Here is a 431-nt window from a genome sequence, read left to right as displayed (position 1 = left end):
TGTCTATCCTTTAACGCTCAATAGCCTGGTGACAGCCTGCAATCAGAAAACTCATACATTCTGCGGGTTCGGGTGAGAAGCTCATTCACCGTCTGCGGGCCTCGCAGCAAGAGCATGCAAAAGATAGCGTGCTCTGCGTCATTCATATGATATTCACGCGTCAGACGCTGGTCATATTTATCCGCTCTTGAACCGTACTCAAATTTTACCAAGGCCCGCTTCTGTAAGTCATAAAGGCTCTGTTGAACATCACCTTCAGAAAGATCCATCACCGGTTCACGGCTAGTTTTCTGATTGCAGGCTGTCACCAGGCTATTGAGCGTTAAAGGATAGACATCGGGTGTGGTTAGCTGTTTCTCCATCAAGGCCCCCAAAATACGAGCTTCGACTAATGACAAGATGGAAGAAGAATCATGTTCACTCATTTATGA

The 431-nt window shown here is 46.6% G+C and carries 1 pseudogene; it reads right to left on the bottom strand.

Annotation, left to right across the window (positions count from 1 at the left end):
* Positions 1–50: 50 nt before the first annotated feature.
* A pseudogene (locus A3761_RS00980) lies at positions 51–425 on the bottom strand (DUF480 domain-containing protein); the annotation flags it as partial.
* Positions 426–431 lie beyond the last annotated feature (6 nt).

The organism is Oleiphilus sp. HI0123 (assembly GCF_001635315.1).
This window is presented reverse-complemented; position numbering and strand designations above follow the sequence as displayed.